Raw genomic sequence first — 14,965 nt, forward strand, 5'->3', positions numbered from 1 at the left:
GCAGAGGTGCAACTCTTGCTCGCTCTGTCGCGCGAAGGCGCCGGCGCGGTACAGATTGCGAGTGCGTTGGATAGATACATTTCATCAGTGAAGCGTGTGGCGGAAAACTTCGGCCTTCAACTGCGGGGTTAAGGGCTCCGGTCACGCTGGCCGGCCTAGCACTCCCGGCGCTCTAATCCGCAATTGGATCGGCTGCCGGGAGCATTGGGGGCTGGAAGCCATGCGATGCCACGTTAGCCCTATATCGACAATGCGTACAAAACCGGAATCCGGTAGTTGTCCGGAGTCCATTTTCGAAACGGGGTGTTCTACTGTGAGAACACCGGCGCGATTTAAATACCAACCAATTTCAAGTTGACCGGGAATGCCGCAGTGGGGCTGGAACCACGCTGCGGCTTTTCCGTGAGAAATACACTGCCGCGCACATCGAAATTTTCGTTAGACGACAGTCTTGCGTAGCAATTTGATCCCGAAGTTCATTTTGAGCGCGGGCGAGCGCAGTTGGATAATGGGCAAGATCGGATTTGCAATCATCTTTGCTGCGATTGCGGCATATGCAGCGGATCATCGCTGGAACGATGGCCGCTATACACGAAGCACAGCTACGGTGCTTCGCGATGTGCAGCATGCGATAGGTTGGTGACCCTCAGGGGCAGCCGTGATCATTGATCCTGTTCAGCTTGCGTCGGCCTCAGTGTGGTTCTAGTGCCCGTTGCCTCGAGCGAGGAATGATCGATCTCTGATTGGAGATCGGCTTGTGTCTAAGCTTGACCATATGCTTGAGCCCAGGACCTCGGTTCGTCGGGTCGAGGTCATCACGGAGAGCGGCCGACGGCGGCAGTTCTCGGCCGACGACAAGGCGCGGTTTGTCGAGGAGACGCTGGCCCCGGGAGCCGTGGTATCGGAGGTCGCGCGGCGGCACGGATTGTCGCCGCAACAGCTGTTTACGTGGCGCCGGCAAATGCGACGGCCGGTTGCGAGCCCTGTGGGACCCGAGCCGCAGACGTTCGTGCCCGCTGTCGTTACCCCATCGTGCACGCCGCCGGAGCGCTCACCGCGGCAGCGCCGACGCCTTCGGAAGGCGCCCGAGGGCGCCGAGAACAGTGGCATCATCGAGCTCGAGATCAACGGCGTCGCGCTCCGGGTCGGCCGCGGCGCGGATGCCGCGACGATTGCGGCGGTGATCCATGTGCTGAAGAGTTGCACGTGATCGGTCCGACGGGCGCGGTGCGGGTGATGGTGGCGACCAGGCCGGTCGACTTCCGCAAGGGTGCCGAAGGGCTCGCGGCCCTGGTGCGCGAGAGCATGCAGGCCGATCCGTTCTCCGGCGCCGTGTATGTGTTCCGCGCCAAGCGCGCCGACCGGGTGAAGCTGATCTATTGGGACGGCACGGGTGTGTGCCTGTTCGCCAAGCGGCTTGAGACCGGTTCGTTCTGCTGGCCCAACGTGCAGCACGGCGTCATTCGCCTGACCGCAGCGCAGCTGTCAGCCTTGCTCGAAGGACTGGACTGGAGGCGCGTCCACGCCGCGCGCGAGACACCGTCGCCGATCCAGGCGAGTTGAACTGCGGCACAGTGAATCAGTATGCATGTCGCGCTCGCGGGATGCCGCGACGCATGGTGTAATCGCATCATGGCGACAAGTGCCGACACGCTTCCGGACGATGCCGGCACACTCAAGGCGATGCTGCTGGCGGAACGGGCGCGCGTCGCGCGGCTCGAGCAGATCATCAAGGAGTTGCAGCGTCATCGCTTCGGCCGCCGGGCCGAGACGCTGCCGGAGGACCAGTTGCTGCTCGGCCTGGAGGAGGTCGAGCAGGTCGAGGCGAGCAGTGATGCCGCAACCGATGCAGCCAATGCTGCCGAGCGATCGAGCCGAGCCGCACGGCGCCGCAGGAACAGAGGAGCGCTGCCGGCGCATCTGCCGCGGGTCGAGATGCTGATTGACCTCGACGGTGACGCCTGCCCGTGCTGTCAGCAGGCGCTGCACCGGATCGGCGAGGATGTGAGCGAACGACTGGATATCGTGCCGGCCCAGTTCCGGGTCCTGGTCGTAAGGCGGCCGAAGTATGCCTGCCGGGCCTGCGAGACCATGGTGCAGGCACCGGCGCCAGCGCGGCTGATCGAGGGCGGGCTACCGACCGAAGCCACCGTGGCGCAGGTACTCGTCGCCAAATATGCCGACCATCTGCCGCTGTATCGGCAGGCTCAAATTTACGCCCGCCAGGGCCTCGAGCTGGATCGCTCGACCCTGGCCGATTGGGTCGGGCGGGCAGACTTCCTGTTGCGGCCGGTGCATGAGCGACTGCTCGCGAGGCTGAAGCAGTCGACAAAACTGTTTGCCGACGAGACCACCGCCCCGGTGCTCGATCCCGGACGCGGCCGCACCAAGACCGGCCAGCTCTGGGCCTATGCCCGCGACGACCGGCCCTGGGGCGGCACGGACCCGCCCGCCGTCGCCTATGTCTACGCTCCCGATCGCAAGGCCGAACGGCCGATCGTCCACCTCGCGGGTTTTGCCGGCATCCTCCAGGTCGACGGCTATGCCGGCTATCGGGTCCTGGCTGAGCGCGGTGACGTAGAACTGGCGTTCTGCTGGTCCCATGTGCGCCGGCGCTTCTACGAACTCGCCGCGGCCGGTCCCGCACCGATCGCCAGCGAGGCGCTCGAACGTATCGCCGCGCTCTACGTCATCGAAGCCCAGATCCGCGGCCGCACCGCCGACGAGCGTCGCGCCGTCCGCCAAGAGAAGAGCCGGCCGATCGCCGACGAGCTCGAACCCTGGCTGCGCGCCAAGCTTGGTCTGATTAGCCAGAAGACCAAACTCGCGGAGGCCATCCGATATGCGCTGTCGCGTTGGGACGGGCTGACGCGCTTCATTGCCGACGGCCGCATCGAGATCGATTCCAACGTCGTCGAGCGCGCTATCCGCCCAATCGCGCTCAACCGCAAGAACGCCCTGTTCGCCGGCTCGGACGGCGGCGGCGAACACTGGGCCGTCATCGCCTCACTGATCGAAACCTGCAAGCTCATCGGCGTCGAACCCCACGCCTATCTCGTCGACGTCATCACCCGCATCGTCAACGATCACCCGAATAGCCAGATCGACAAACTGCTACCCTGGGCCTATCTCGCTACCCAAGAACGCTGGCGCGTGGCCTGAGAACATCGCTTACGATGCGGGCAAACATGGTCGGCTTCCACCTTCCGCGACCAAAATCAACGGTCCATCGCGGCTTGCCACTAGCGTCAAGCAGCGTCACTAACTTGCCGCGGTTTGGCAGCACGATCGACTCGTCGAAAGCGGACCACTTCATGCCTTCGCCAGCAAATCCTTGCCCGGCGTCAGGAGTCGCACATAGGTGCCGCTTTCGTGCAGATCGAACCAGTCGCGCTCGAATGCAGACTTGATGCCGGCGCCGAACTCCGTGCCGCTTCCCTTGAGCGTGTAGTTGATCTTCTCGATATAGATTCTGCCGTCCTGTATTGGCGCAATGCCCGAAGCCAGCTGAACGAGTTGGCGGGCGGCAGCCTCTGGATTGGCAAAGGGCGTTCAGTGACGTGCTTCATCGCTGGAATCAAAACCTCAAGCGCCTATGCCTGGCTTGACTTGCCCGCGACGTAGGCGGGAATCGCCACCCGTTTGTCGCGAATGATTGTGTTGGTCGTGTACACCACTTGGCAAAACTCCTCGGCCCCGACATGTTCTGCGCGTCGTGGCGGCGGTACATCAGCGGTTAGGCCCCTGCTCTGGCGGTCTTTTTCTTTCCCGAGGTTTGCAGACGGCACGGTCCACCCACCAGGAGATTGGTCTATCCTCGTGAGAAGTAGCCGGAATTGATGAACGTCCACGGTGGGAGGGGAGGCCTAGCGATTCGGCGCTACAATACCAGTGTTCGTATTCCCCAAATCCTGCACAGCCTTGTTCATCGTAGGATCGGTGACGTAGCCGCTGGCGGGGGTAGAAGAGCCGTTGTTCTCATTCCTGGCGGGATTGCCCAGCCGGTTTCCCGTGGTTTGATAGTTGAGAGCGTTGCTTGTGTTAGGTCCGGGCGAACCACCCGTACCGCTCGCGGTGCCACGGCTCGACATCGAGCCGGCCGCCGTGCTGCCTGAGCCTGTTCCTCCTCCAGAAGCTCCACCTGAACCACCTCCGCCAGCTTGCGCCAGCGCCGAGGCGCTGGTCAAAACTAGCGCCGCTACGAAGAGAAATGTGGAAGATCTCATTGTGGGCTCCTATGCTGCATAGGAAAAAACGCCCCAGCTCGATCTCGTTCCAAATGGAAGTCACTCAAGAAGAACAGGGCGCTAAAACAGATTATTGGGAGGGCGCAAAGAGTCGTGCGACCAGCGCAGGGCATGCGCTCCAGCCGAGCAGGTGGTGGGGCCAAATGCTCCCGTAGCGCTGCACTGATGGTCTGCAACTGGGAGAAGCCGAATGCCTCTGATGCGTCACCTCATCGTTGAAGGTTCAAGCTCCAGTGTCGATAACGGCGGGGCTAGGACGACATCGTATCACACCCTCTACCTGCCAAACGCTATCCATGAGACTAGTCAGCAATGCTTTGCGACGGATGGTGCTCTTCTTGCAGATATGCTCGGCCGACAATCGTCAGTAATCGCCGCGTTCAAGGATGTCCCGAACATCCTGTTCGTTCAGGCGGGACAAAACGATCTTCGTTCGACTGACACTTCAGCGTGGCTTGCTGCATTTGCCGGGTATTTGGCCACTTTCCAGGATGCAATTAAATCCTCACGCAAAATCGTGCAGCTCGGAATCAGCACTCACAATCCTCGTAACGAAGGTCTCTTCAATGTTAATCGGGCCACCGCCGACGGGGCTCTGCGACGTTTTCCGAGTGAAGGAAAGTGCGACTTTGTTGTCGATTGGGCTGCCGATCCGACCTGGGGCCCTGACTCCGCTGCCGCAAACCAAGCTTTATACCCTGACGGCACGCATCCTTCGCAGGGCGGACAAAGCAACATGGAGGCAAATTACTTTCGACCTGCGCTCAACTCCCTCTTTCCTCTCACTTGATTCATCGTAGAATTCGTTCTCATTCGCTAGACCTGCAGGCTGTAATCGACTTCAACATTTGCCGAGGGCGCTGGGCGAACGCGCTCAAGTGTGCTGATGGAACTCTACAGCCCCTTGATCTTTGCGTTAGGCGCCGAAGTGAATAGGCAGACGATGCTCCGCTGGCTTAGCTCAGATCATCAAAAGATCCGAAGCGATCGAAAGCAGCTTGAAGTGAGGGCTCGCCGCCTGCTGCAGAGTTACCTGACGGCCAATGAGTGGCAAAAGCGCCAATACTATCAGGCCATCGCCGGCGCGGCTTCTGCATGTCAGCCTGGTATTGATGATCCGAGTTTAAGTAACGAGAAGCTTGCTGAATTAGCCGCTCAGGCGGCGACAAAAGTCGTCCAAGTACGTGATCGGAAAGCCAAGGATGCGCACGACCATTCAGCTGTACTGATCACGGATGCATACGCAACAGTTGCAATCGCCTATCGACGAGCGGCTTCAGCCTACACTGCTGACAAGGAAATGGAGCAGCTGGGCACCGCCGCAGTACACCTGGTCACGATAGCGAATTCAGCATGAATGCTGAAACGGTGCGGTCACTGACAGAAATGTGACTGCGGCTTCGGCAAACCGGCCTCGCCCTTTGCTCCGGCGTATACCTTGCGCAAACCCTTTCTCCTAAGCTGACGTAAGACGTTGCTTGTACCGTCCTCACCAATAAGAAAAGGCGGGCGGCATGTCGATTGCATTTCGAATCTTTGTACTCTTGTTCTGTGCTTACGCCGGTTGGGAAACCCCAAGCATCCAATTCGGCGAATTGCGAGAGCCTCAGCAGCAAGGGCGTTCTCCGACCGGATAAGTAAGGAATGAACAAAACAACCCTTCACCTTGAACGTCCGCAATCAAGCCAAGTTCGGCGTGCTGACCTCGCGCCGGCCACCGGTTATGCAATGCTCGTCGATGGTCGTTTCAAGACGGAATTTCTTGATCAGGACGCCGCGACTAAAGCGGCCCTTGAATTGCTGGCCAAGTATCCGATGCTGAAGATCGAGATCTACGATGCAGCATCGAAGTCACGGACGCCGGCGAAATAGCCGCTGCGTCGCAGCATGCGTGATAACCATGTCTTCTGTTTTAATCTACCTTTAGCTTTTTGCTAACAATCGAGGTCGCAAGGTCGTCGCCAAACGGAGGCGGCCTATGCCTTTGATGAAATATTTCGCATTTGTCGGCAGCTCTCTCGTCCTGTTGCTGATCGCAATCGGCTGGTGCTTGCCGCAGCAGGCGATGGGCCCCGGTAACACTGACGTAGAGCGACCGTCCATCAGGATCAGCTCAGCCGAGCGGGCACCTGAACGGGTCATAATCGATACCAGCTTGCCGACCATTGTGGCTCCGTCGAATATCAGTCCTTCTACATCGATGACGTCGGTGCAATCTGGTCGGCCTCTGCAGAGCGCATTCTCCGAACTTGACGTCGCCCGGGAACCGGTCACTCCGAAATCAGGCGGCGAGGTCTTGAAGCCGAAGCATGCTGCAAAAGGAGAATCCGCTAAAAAAGTCTCTAGCCGTCGAGCAGCGAAACCGTTGGATATTATCCCCGTACCCGCAACGAGGGCGCAGGTTGCGGCGCCTGATACAAGACTGTCGTTACTGGAAACACTTAAGGAGCGGCTAGGGCAGACGTTTTTCAAGCTGAACTAATTACGGTGCCGACTACAGGACCTCGGCGAGCGCCATTCACCGCGGACGCGCCCCGGCTCGATTGACGATCCCCATAAATAGTCTCTGAACATGGCATCCGGCAGCAAATCGGCCTGCTGCGTCACCGGGGGCGGCTGGAGCAAGCCCGCCCAAGGCGGCTCTAGTCCGAAAGATGAATAGCGCCATGTCAGCGGCATCGGGCTCGCGGAAGCGGCAAAGCCCGGTCTGCGTAAGCCCGTTTGTTTGGCAGGGCGCCTTGTTGTAGAGCGGCTGAGATAGAGGTCTCGATGGGCGATGGCGGGCACAATCGACGGCGAGGAACGCATGACGCTTACTCCGATACTACGGGATTGTGGAAAGAGGGCCTGGGGATAGGGCCGTGGCCGCTTTAGGTCGTCGGCAAGCCGTTGCGGCTTCAGCAGAATGCGTTGGGCCCCAGTTCCCGTCCATTTGCCGCGACCTTGACGCTGGCAGTTTCTCCAACGTCCTTCTCCGAGGTGCCGCCGGCTCTTGAAGTTGCGCCCCAACGGAACAGCGCCCCCTCCGGGCCGCTGGTCGGGTGGGGCCGTCCCGGACTGCCGATAGACCTCTCCATCGCAGGCGCGCGCCCTGCGCAAGTATTCACATGGCACTGGGCACATCTGGTCAATCCCTCGACCATCTTTGTTGCCGCCCGCGTCTCCGAAATCGCACCGGCCCCGGAACGGCTGCACCGGGCTGGTGGGATCTCGTCTGCACAGGATCGGGCACTGTCAGCTCCTAAATCGTTCTCAGTCCTGCGTGACGACATTGACGAAGCGAGCGCTTGTCAGTCGTGCCAGGCGGATTACACAGTCGGGCCTAGTGAGGCGCACAACTAAAAAATATCTGGCGCTTACGAAAATGGGAACGAGGTCTCCGCTTTTACATTCCTTCCGAAGTGCAATCGGGAGCCTCAGCATGGCAACGCAGATCGTGATGGATCACAGCGGCGACAGCCGCTACTTCTTCGACAACTCCGGCGGTGATGCTCTGGCGGAGGCGGAGAGACGTTTTCTGGAATTCACCGGGAAAGGATACACCGCAGCGGTGCGGAGCAGCCCGGAGGAGGTAACCAGGATCACCACGTTTGATCCGACCGCCGAAGAGACATTGTTTTTCCCGCGGCTAGTCGGTGGGTGATGGCCAGGTGAAGAGGAACTTAGCTCGGGTCAGCCGGTGGCCCCTTCGTAGCCTCTCCATTGGGAAGCTCTATGAAGCGTCCAAGGACGAGAAAACGATCCACGCTCGTGCGCTACGCCTCCTTCGTTCTTGGCTTTCGCCTCAGCAGAGGGCGGACTTCGATAGGAAGAGATATTTCGACGTCGTGGGATGCGATACTGGGAAGCGGTACCGAATTCGGCGCGGGACGTCCGCCAACGTCAACGAGATAGACGAATACGGGCGGCTCGGAACAGGGCGCTGCTTCGTCCCGTTAGGTGGCTTGGCTCAGGGCGACGTCATGCTTGCCCAGAAAATAGCTCTCGAAACCGACGAGAACCACGCGTTGAGCATCGCCAACAGCTTCCCGGGACCGCTAGGCTGGCGCCTCCCCAGGCGTCGCCCCGCAGAGGCGAGGAGCCCGGGCGTACGCCTTTCCCCCGGCTAAATTCGAGCCACGGTGCTGTTCATGCGACGCTGCTAGAGCGGCCTCTCGATTGCGCCACAACCTGTTAGCCGACGACTTTTGGATCATCTGTCCGGTACCACCGATGGCGCCAATTGCCTTATTGATTTTCGAGTGCAGCTGGCCGATTGGCTCTTGAAATCAGCTCGCGGAAAGGTCTTCGTCGTCTGCTGAGTAAGCTGCTATTCGGCCTGAGCGATCACCCAAGGAGTGGGGGGCGTTCGAACGAGAGCTATTCTGTCTCAAAGAATTGCAGTTCTGGACCTCGTTTCTCGAGCTTAACCCTGGATGAGAAGGGTCGCGGGGACCGGGCTGGATCAGTCCGTCACCTTCGAACTGCATCTCCGTGGAGTAACAGTGCCCGGACGCGCGGGAAAGCTCGCAACAGTAAGGTGGCGCCCGTGAAAGCCTTCAGGCTCGACGGAATTCCACCGCCCGCTGTTTCAGAGAAACTCTGGCCGTGAAGCCTGCCTGCAGCCACGCCATCGCCTGCGTGTGCCCAGCTTTGCGCGAACTCTCATTTCCCCACCAGGCACTGAACTTGTAAGCTGACGGCGGTAACGGCCTCCCAAGAATTCCCTCGATTTCCGAGAACGTGAGCCGAATAGTTTGCGCCCTTGTGCGCCCCAGCTCCCTCAATAGCGGATCGTAAATGGACATGACGCCGGCTCGTCACGTCGGTCTATCATCGCCGCTCGCGGGGATGTTGAACCCCCGGGCGGCAAGTTCCAGCTCGAGCTCAGTGATCCGCTCGAAGATGCGAGCAGCAATCGCCTCGGAATCTTCAACGCTTAATGATTGCATGCCCCTTAAAGATAGCTCGTCCCTGAGAACCTTCGCCACAAGGAATTGAATTGCCATTGGATCAAATCCTAAAAAGACGATCCAACCGCAACCGAAGGGCGAGTGCAAGTGTTTAGGTGGTGCTGCCGTGCTTCGGCTAGTTGTCTCCGCTCGGAATGCTGAAGCTGCGCAGCTGCTCGCACAAGCTTTTCTGCGGCAGCCCTTAACAGCACCCGTGTGCCTCATCGGGTGTTCTACCCTGCGTGATCTGTAGCCGATTGGCCGTCTCGCTTTGCTTGAGCACGAGTCGTTAGCTTATCCAGCTTCGATTGCTCTTCGCTCAGACGTCTTTCGACATACTGCCGTTCGAAGTCCGTGAGAGTGGTCTGCAATAAGAGGTGATAGCGTTGAATATTGTTGCGATGTGCCCGGACCAAATCGTCGTCAATCATCGTTGTCGGCTTTCCGGGAGTGAATCGACAAACAACTCATCATCAAGCGGGATCGGCAGGCGACCGAGCAAGAGCAGGCGGGAGCATCTCCACCGCTCTCTCCATGGTAGCGAGCTTTTCTTTCCCAATCTGCGAACTATTTCACACCGCCTTGCGATCGTCGCCTAGGTGGCCGCAGACACAGTCGAGTGGTTTAGCGGGCGTGGGTCGGCTTCATCCAGCCCGATAATGGCGGTATGGATGCCTAGCACAGTGGGGCGCGCCGGCTCATTGAGCTTGGCTGAAGGCAGGATGGTTTCTTACGAAGTCCAAGTCGATCAAAAGCACAGGAAAAGAGCTGCCAAGTCTATGCGTCTGACGGCTGCGGCCAATGGCATGCCGGTTCGATCACTGCATTTTCTGCCCGAGGTCTCTCAGCAGCGTGTGGAGAAAGTCGCTGGCATGGTCGTATTGCGCGTTGCCGTTCGTGATTTGACGGACGCGTGGATCCAATATGCGGCCAACGGTTTCTGAGCCGAGCATCTCAGCTCTGTCCGACCACTGCTGCAGCAACGTATCGGGTATATCGTCCGCAGATCCGAACATCCGCAAAAGGGAATGTTCGGCCTCGGCCTTATGGTCGTGATGAGCCTTCGCCGCATACAAAGCGAATAGTCCCCGGAAGGCATCACGGGAAACGGCAGGTTTTCCCATCGCAATGTCCCTTAAAAAAATACGTTCTCAATAGGGGCAAGTTTGACGCCTCCGTTCGGGAAAAGCTAGAAAAAACCAAGGTCCTATGCCCTTCCGTTTCCGAAGAGTTTGCCGTTGGACGATGAGGGCGCGAACCCGTCAATGATCATGACCTATCCTGGTTGGGCATTCGTGGCGCTCTCTGGCTCTTGTCGCTCCCAGCCGCTCCATTTGTGAAGTGCAAACCGGCGGAGGGGCCAGCTTGTAGGACCCAGCGCAGATGTTGCGGCCACCGCGCGGCTTGCACTAAGCTCATTCGATTGGATCCGAGTTGTTTTTGTGGAGTAGCGTCATGTCCAGTGCGATTGAGTTGATTGTGGATAGCTACACAACAGTGAAAGACCGCCAGTCGCTTGAAGAGCTGAGGATCCATCGCCGGCGACTTGCCGGAGACCTGAAAGCCTGGGTGGGCTTTGACTGCAGGTTGTCGATTGCGCAGATCGAGCAGGACATCGCGGCAATAGAGGCGGGACTGGAGACGTTGTCGGGGCCGGTCAGCGGATAAGCTAAGGAGCCAACCCGATGGCGGCGTGCGCGCAACGAGGGCCAGTGCTGCGATCGTTCGTCATGGCTGCCCTCATAGCGGTCTGGCCGTGCTCGTTTGCGCTGTGCCTCACGTCGGAGGAAATTGTCGCTAAGCTTCGCGCCGCAGGATACTCGCAGATCCAGGAACTACCAGCCGGAAAGATCAAGACCTACAAGGCCGTCAAGGAAGGCACCGCGCGCTCGCGAATCGTCGACAGCACTGGTGACGTCGCAGAGGTGGCAAGGTAGCTAGACGGGCAGACGTAGCCAAACGTCTTTGCTGGACAGCGTGCCCGTTGGGGTCGCAATCTCCATATCGACGACGCGAAACGAGCCATGACTTTCGTAAACGTAGCGAAGGTGCCAGACGGGGCCGGGTTCCGGTGAGATGGCGAAGTCGTCCAAGGCAGACGCAACGTATCGAACGGCATCGCGTCGCTCAACCGAGGCGGAGAACATCGCCTCTATCAGCGCGGCCAGGCTCATGCCGCCGACCAGCATGGCTCGTGCCGTTTCGTCGCCGTAAGTAAGCCGCAGCGCAGTCACGACTGCCGCAATGGCGTCGGGGTTCTTCAGAGCCACGGTAGATCCGCTTCGCCCAGCAAAACCATAATGCGGATTCCGCCCCTTTCGTGCAACCGGCATCGATTCGGGGCCACTGTCCCAATGGCTAATGCCCAGGGCGACCCGCTCCTGCGAAGCTCAATCAGCGGAGCAGACGGGAAAGCTGCGGCTGGAGACGCTTGAGCCGTTCTCACGGTCCTCCGACTCTGAGGCGCCAACGACAGGGCGTACCTTGAGGGGCGCTCGCCGGTTCACGCTGGCCTGCCGTGCGGCGAAGGCCGCAGCGGGAGGTTAAAACGCTGCGGCCCACGCGTCGTCAAATGAAGCCGGGTTAAAAACACCAAGTGAAATATGCAGCCAGCCCCGGTAGCAAAAATCTGCCGCAGCTTTGCCTGTTTTGCAAACACAAATTTCGGCGGAACCGAAATCCATCTAGCGGGCATTCTGTTCCGAAGGCGGAACAATTCCGATTTTTCACGGCTGCGAAGCGAGAGGGCGCGGCACACAGTCCCGGTCATGGTGGGCTCGGTTGAGACCCGGTTACTGGCATTTCGCTGATAGGACCGATTGCGGACGCAAGAGTTGCCTTGAGTCCTCAGCCCCTCGCTGAAATTAAGCTTTCCGGCGGGTTCTTTTTGACTGTGCGGGATTGAGCGCATTCACTCCACAACGTTGATGGAGACGAGCGTGATCAGTTGGCTGCTAGTCATCATAATCGCGGCCAGCGTTGCGGTCCTGATAGCTCACGCGATTGACGCCATCCGCTCCTGAAGCCGAGCGCAGCGGCGGAAAGTGGCACCCAATCTGATGACAATTTGAAGGACGGAGCATCACTCGGTTTGCTTGTATCAATCCGAAGCGGAGATACTGTTCTAGACTGACAAGCATTGTCGGCAATCCTTATCGGTCAGCAGCAGGTTTAACCTGAGTTAAGCAGGACGGCCGCAGAAGCCGAGTGACCATTAAGTAGCCTTCAATTGACCAAATTGTTTTTAGCCTCTGCAGGCGGGGCAGGACACGCGTAGGAGTCCTGCATGTTGAAACTAGTCTTTCTCACTTCGCTTGTTTTCATCACCGGCTCAATCCCATCTGAAGCGCGTCCCTTCCGCAATCAGCAAATCGCCGAATGCAACGTGTCGATGCCGTGTGACTTCTCGTACCGGCAGGCCGATCGCAGCAATGTACGACGCGGTGACTGGCTGCAGATGCGTCAACGAGGCACTGCGATGAATGCGTTTGCGAGCGCGAGCGAGCCGGAGGGGCGCGTGATCGGCGGTCGTCCGGCCGGCTGCCCTTCCTCATATTGCGGTTGTGGCGCCGCGCTCCGCGTGTTCGGTCGGGTGATTCCGGAGCTGAACCTTGCGGCGAATTGGCTCCGTTTCCCCCGTACATCGCCAGCACCGGGGATGGTCGCCGCACGCCGCGGCCACGTGTTTGTATTGGAACAGCACGTTGGTGGCGACATGTGGATGGCGTACGACTCCAACTCTGGCGGGCATGCAACACGGGTTCATGCTCGCTCATTGCGCGGATATACAGTCGTGAATCCACACGCGACCTAATCGAGGAACCCATCGGCTTAACCGGCTGGTGAGTCTGTGGGGAGATTGGATTTCCACGCCGACGCAAGTCGGGCGCTTGTGAGCCGGCCGTCGTCGGAGCAACGAGCCATTCCAGATGCTGCGCCATCGTGACGCTCACATTTCTACGACCCTGACTGTGGCGCAAGAGAGCAACACCCCGCACGGCGTTGCGCGAGACTACAAATGTTAATTTGCGCAACGACCGCCAGTCAGGCCACCTCCGTGCAATGAACCACCAAGTACGGAGGTAGCAATGAAGGTCGCGTCGGGAATCGGAGCTGCCGTTTTGTTCCTCATCCCGATGCGCTCTGCCGCGTATGCCGCATGCCAACACAGGCCCGGCGACCGGATCTCCTGCTCGGAAGTCAGATACTACGTTGCAAGGTGTCAGCAGCGGTGGCTGAAATGTATGCCCGTAGTCAGGGTGCCACCAACGTCCAGATAGAGCGGGCGCGGCGTTGCTTGGCCTCGAACGAGACGGCCGAATCGGGGCAACAGCGATCCTACAGTGAATGAGCAGGGCCAATGAAGCCGCAGCTGTGATGGCTCAGTGTTATGCAAACGGAGGCGGTTTTCGCCAGTAGGCTTCAAGTAAACCGCGATTGGACGGCGACCTCCACGGAAGCACCGGCCGAAGCCAGATGCGGACACAGAATTCTCGACTTGCGGAGGCAATCGAGCACGCAGAGAGCAAATTACTACTGCCAATGAGACGGTGAGCGCACCGTATCACGCTGCGGTTGGTCGAGGCGCCCGTCACGGGATGGCGGGCTTAGAAGTGTCCAGTGGGCGTGCGAAGCTATGGCTGCAGCGCCTCGAGCTTGGCGCTCTTGCCGTCGACTACCTTGAACATAACATAGTGCGGCTGCATCTGCCCGTTCGGCAGGAACTGGACGTCGCCGAACACCGTCCCCTTGACTGGCTTGCCGCGGATCGCCTCCGCAACGGTCTTGCGATCAAGCGACTTTGTCGACTCCACCGCCTGCGCCCACACCTGCACGGCAGCGGCGCCCAACGCGGCGCTCTTGTCGGGAGCGGCCCCATAGGCCTCTGTATAAGCGGCCACGAACGCGTTACTTTTTGGAATGGTCGTGAACGGCGGCAGGTCGGGGAAGAAGATGTCCGCCGATATCACGCCGTTATTCGCATCGCCGGCGACCTTGAATACCGTGGTCAACATGATGCCGACCGCGCCGACGAAGGTCGACTTGATGTCGGCTTGGCGGTACTGCTCGACCATCGCCGGCAAGCCTGAAGAATTTGAGGAGTTCGTGACGATAATCGCGTCCGGACTGGCGCCCTTTAGATTGGTGAGCTGGACGCGGAAATCAGTGTCCTTGAATGCGAATTTCTCAGTCATGACGACTTGGCCGGAGAAATTCAGCTTCTTGAACTCGGCTTCGACGGCGGATTGGAAGCCGTTGCCGTAGACGTCGTTCTGAGTCAGGAAAGCCACCTTCTTCGCTTTCATGGTCTCGACGACATATTTGGCGATCACGGCAGCGTCAAAGCCGTTCGAGCTGTTGATGCGGATCGCGTACGGATTGGTTTCGCCGCTGAGGATCAGCTCCGATTTCGAGACCGCCGTGATGTCGAGAACGTTGCCCCGAGCGAGGATCGGCTGCATCGCGAGCGTTACTGGTGAGTTCCAGCCTTCAATGACCACGTCGGCCTTCTCGGCAATCATCTCGTTGGCGCGGCTGACACCAACTGCGGGCGTGCTCTCGTCGTCCTTGGAGATCATCGTGAGCTTGCGGCCGAGCAGGCCGCCCTTGTCGTTGATCTGCTGCACCATCAACTTGACCGCATTGGTCACGGTCTGTCCGTCTGGGCCAGCGCCGCCGCTCAGCGGGAAGATGGTGCCGACCTTGATGTCCTGCGCCATCGCCGGCATTGATGCGAGACCCGCCAGCAGCGCGAGAGCCAGTTTCGTCTTGTGCATGCTATTCCTC

General features: G+C 59.4%; 17 protein-coding genes. 13 read left to right on the plus strand and 4 right to left on the minus strand.

The window, feature by feature from the left end; all coding sequences use genetic code 11:
• Positions 1–757 precede the first annotated feature (757 nt).
• From BRA471DRAFT_RS03720 to BRA471DRAFT_RS39290, 10 genes are all read left to right on the plus strand, one after another.
• Complete coding sequence (locus BRA471DRAFT_RS03720) at positions 758–1,210, plus strand: transposase (RefSeq protein WP_007604729.1); 453 nt, start codon at positions 758–760, stop codon at positions 1,208–1,210.
• Entirely contained in the window at positions 1,207–1,563 is a 357-nt protein-coding gene (gene tnpB / locus BRA471DRAFT_RS03725) for an IS66 family insertion sequence element accessory protein TnpB (protein ID WP_007604730.1), read from the plus strand. The genes BRA471DRAFT_RS03720 and tnpB overlap by 4 nt, the downstream gene beginning before the upstream one ends.
• 69 nt (positions 1,564–1,632) lie before the next feature.
• Positions 1,633–3,162, plus strand: a complete 1,530-nt coding sequence (locus BRA471DRAFT_RS03730; protein ID WP_007604731.1) for an IS66 family transposase — start codon at positions 1,633–1,635, stop codon at positions 3,160–3,162.
• Between the two features lie 210 nt (positions 3,163–3,372).
• A complete protein-coding gene (locus BRA471DRAFT_RS37830; RefSeq protein WP_157233966.1) occupies positions 3,373–3,624 on the plus strand; it encodes a hypothetical protein in 252 nt (83 codons plus the stop codon).
• Between the two features lie 813 nt (positions 3,625–4,437).
• Positions 4,438–5,037, plus strand: a complete 600-nt coding sequence (locus tag BRA471DRAFT_RS37835; protein ID WP_007604734.1) for an SGNH/GDSL hydrolase family protein — start codon at positions 4,438–4,440, stop codon at positions 5,035–5,037.
• A gap of 96 nt (positions 5,038–5,133) precedes the next feature.
• On the plus strand, positions 5,134–5,604 hold the full coding sequence (locus tag BRA471DRAFT_RS03740) for a hypothetical protein (RefSeq protein WP_157233967.1): 471 nt from the start codon (positions 5,134–5,136) through the stop codon (positions 5,602–5,604).
• A 287-nt stretch (positions 5,605–5,891) separates the two neighbouring features.
• Complete coding sequence (locus BRA471DRAFT_RS03745; protein ID WP_007604735.1) at positions 5,892–6,119, plus strand: hypothetical protein; 228 nt, start codon at positions 5,892–5,894, stop codon at positions 6,117–6,119.
• 106 nt (positions 6,120–6,225) lie between these two features.
• Complete coding sequence (locus BRA471DRAFT_RS35595) at positions 6,226–6,729, plus strand: hypothetical protein (RefSeq protein WP_157233968.1); 504 nt, start codon at positions 6,226–6,228, stop codon at positions 6,727–6,729.
• Between the two features lie 939 nt (positions 6,730–7,668).
• The gene (locus BRA471DRAFT_RS03755) at positions 7,669–7,890 is read left to right on the plus strand and encodes a hypothetical protein (RefSeq protein ID WP_007604739.1); all 222 of its coding nucleotides are present in this window, start codon (positions 7,669–7,671) and stop codon (positions 7,888–7,890) included.
• Between the two features lie 7 nt (positions 7,891–7,897).
• Positions 7,898–8,356 carry a hypothetical protein gene (locus BRA471DRAFT_RS39290; RefSeq protein ID WP_007604741.1) on the plus strand — a complete coding sequence of 153 codons (459 nt, stop codon included), beginning with the start codon at positions 7,898–7,900 and terminating at the stop codon, positions 8,354–8,356.
• A 690-nt stretch (positions 8,357–9,046) separates the two neighbouring features.
• Here the strand turns inward: BRA471DRAFT_RS39290 and BRA471DRAFT_RS03770 are convergent.
• Positions 9,047–9,235, minus strand: coding sequence for a hypothetical protein (locus BRA471DRAFT_RS03770; protein WP_007604743.1), 189 nt, complete (start codon positions 9,233–9,235; stop codon positions 9,047–9,049).
• Between the two features lie 761 nt (positions 9,236–9,996).
• Entirely contained in the window at positions 9,997–10,302 is a 306-nt protein-coding gene (locus tag BRA471DRAFT_RS03775; protein WP_007604749.1) for a hypothetical protein, read from the minus strand.
• 331 nt (positions 10,303–10,633) lie between these two features.
• Between BRA471DRAFT_RS03775 and BRA471DRAFT_RS03780 the strand changes: the two genes are divergently transcribed.
• Together BRA471DRAFT_RS03780 and BRA471DRAFT_RS03785 are read left to right on the plus strand one after the other, a co-directional pair.
• A complete protein-coding gene (locus tag BRA471DRAFT_RS03780) occupies positions 10,634–10,846 on the plus strand; it encodes a hypothetical protein (RefSeq protein WP_007604751.1) in 213 nt (70 codons plus the stop codon).
• A gap of 62 nt (positions 10,847–10,908) precedes the next feature.
• Positions 10,909–11,115, plus strand: coding sequence for a hypothetical protein (locus BRA471DRAFT_RS03785; RefSeq protein WP_035973517.1), 207 nt, complete (start codon positions 10,909–10,911; stop codon positions 11,113–11,115).
• Here the strand turns inward: BRA471DRAFT_RS03785 and BRA471DRAFT_RS03790 are convergent, their stop codons facing one another.
• The gene (locus BRA471DRAFT_RS03790) at positions 11,116–11,448 is read right to left on the minus strand and encodes a hypothetical protein (protein ID WP_007604755.1); all 333 of its coding nucleotides are present in this window, start codon (positions 11,446–11,448) and stop codon (positions 11,116–11,118) included.
• A gap of 1,016 nt (positions 11,449–12,464) precedes the next feature.
• On the opposite strand from BRA471DRAFT_RS03790, the gene BRA471DRAFT_RS39295 reads away from it, so the two are divergent.
• A complete protein-coding gene (locus BRA471DRAFT_RS39295; RefSeq protein WP_007604762.1) occupies positions 12,465–12,992 on the plus strand; it encodes a hypothetical protein in 528 nt (175 codons plus the stop codon).
• Positions 12,993–13,812: 820 nt separating this feature from the next.
• Here BRA471DRAFT_RS39295 and BRA471DRAFT_RS03795 read toward each other — a convergent pair.
• On the minus strand, positions 13,813–14,955 hold the full coding sequence (locus BRA471DRAFT_RS03795) for an ABC transporter substrate-binding protein (protein ID WP_007604763.1): 1,143 nt from the start codon (positions 14,953–14,955) through the stop codon (positions 13,813–13,815).
• Positions 14,956–14,965 lie beyond the last annotated feature (10 nt).

This window comes from Bradyrhizobium sp. WSM471, assembly GCF_000244915.1.
Classification (GTDB): domain Bacteria; phylum Pseudomonadota; class Alphaproteobacteria; order Rhizobiales; family Xanthobacteraceae; genus Bradyrhizobium.